Origin of the sequence: Streptomyces murinus (assembly GCF_002154555.1) — a bacterium.
In the GTDB taxonomy this organism is placed as follows: domain Bacteria; phylum Actinomycetota; class Actinomycetes; order Streptomycetales; family Streptomycetaceae; genus Streptomyces; species Streptomyces murinus.
Genome location: NZ_MUNF01000211.1, coordinates 1 through 1,409, shown reverse-complemented (window position 1 = coordinate 1,409; position 1,409 = coordinate 1). Strand labels below are relative to the sequence as shown.

Below are 1,409 nucleotides of genomic sequence, written 5' to 3'. Positions count from 1 at the left end.
CTAGTACTGCAACGGTGCTTTCCCTGATGGTTGGACAGGTTCGGGTGGTGTGTGGCCGCGTCGTTGGTAGTGGCTGATCCGGGCTTGGTGTTGTCGTCGGCGACGCCAGCGGGACCAGTGCAGGATGTGGTCGAGGGGGGCTGGTCGGCGGTGGGTGAGACCGTGGATCAGGCGTCTGAGTTCGGGAAGGCTCAGCGGGACGAGGTCAGAGGATCCGTTTCTGCTTTCCCCGCGTCGAGCTCGCGGGCCCGCAGGACGGTGAGGCAGGCGTGGGCGGCCATGGCCAGGGTCATGTGGCGGTGCCAGCCGGGACAGCGGCGGACCTGGTAGTCGTCCAGACCGCATTCCTGCTTCGCGCTCTGGAAGCACTCCTCGACCGCCCACCGGCTGCCTGCAACTTGAATGAGCTGGTCAAGTGTGGTGTCGGCGGGGCAGTAGGCGATGTAGTAGGAGATCTCCCCGGGCCTGCGGACGCTGCGGCGGGCGATCACCCAGTGTCTGCGGTCTTCCCGGTGCCAGGGCCGGACCTCCATCCGTGCCCAGTCGAACACGCGGGGCCCATGAGACCCGTTGCCGCAGGACCGGCGCTTCCACTTCTGACGCGGCAACCCGTGGAACAGGTCATGAACGGGATGGTCCATGGCCCAGCGGGTGACGACGGTGTCGTGCCGGGTGGTGGCCATGACGTGGAAGACGTCCGCCCGTTCCAGCTCGGTCCGCCAGCTCTTGGAATAGCCGTAACCGGCGTCCGCGGTCACCCAGCGAAACGGGATCTTGTCCGCGATGGCGCGGCGGACCATCGCCCGGGCCATCGCCACCTTCGTCTCGAACACGACCTCGTCGTCGATGCCGGCCCGCCTGCACCGTTCCCGGTCGTCCGTCCAGGACGCCGGCAGATAAAGGCGCCGGTCGATGAGGGTGCGGCCGCGGTCAGCGGCATAGGCGAGGAAGACCCCGACCTGGCAGTTCTCCGTCCGTCCCGCGGTTCCGGAGTACTGCCGCTGGACGCCGGCCGAACGGTCCCCCTTCTTCAGGAAACCAGTGTCGTCGACGATCAGTACCGCATCCCGGTCCCCGAGATGTTCCACGACGTACTCACGCACGTCGTCCAGGACCTCGTCCGCATCCCAGTCGATCCTGTTCAGCAGCCGGTGGATCCGGTCGGGTCCCGCATGACCCGCCTCCTCCGCCAGCGTCCAGCCGTTCTTCCGCTCCAGCGGTGCGATGAGGCCCCGCATATACGCCAGCGCCGATTCACGTGGCTCCGACCTGGCAAAACGATGCACGAACCGCTCGTGCAGAGCCCTCAGTTCACCCGCCCACGACCGGGCATCAGACAGTTCCCCACCCATGAACAGACCAACGAACCACCTGCCCAACCGTCACAACAAAGACCGTTGCAGTACTAG

Annotated in this window: 1 protein-coding gene; it reads right to left on the bottom strand. The window is 66.5% G+C overall.

The features are described 5' to 3' along the window. Positions 1–191: 191 nt before the first annotated feature. Positions 192–1,352 carry an IS701 family transposase gene (locus CCN72_RS14815; protein ID WP_086807926.1) on the bottom strand — a complete coding sequence of 387 codons (1,161 nt, stop codon included), beginning with the start codon at positions 1,350–1,352 and terminating at the stop codon, positions 192–194. Positions 1,353–1,409 lie beyond the last annotated feature (57 nt).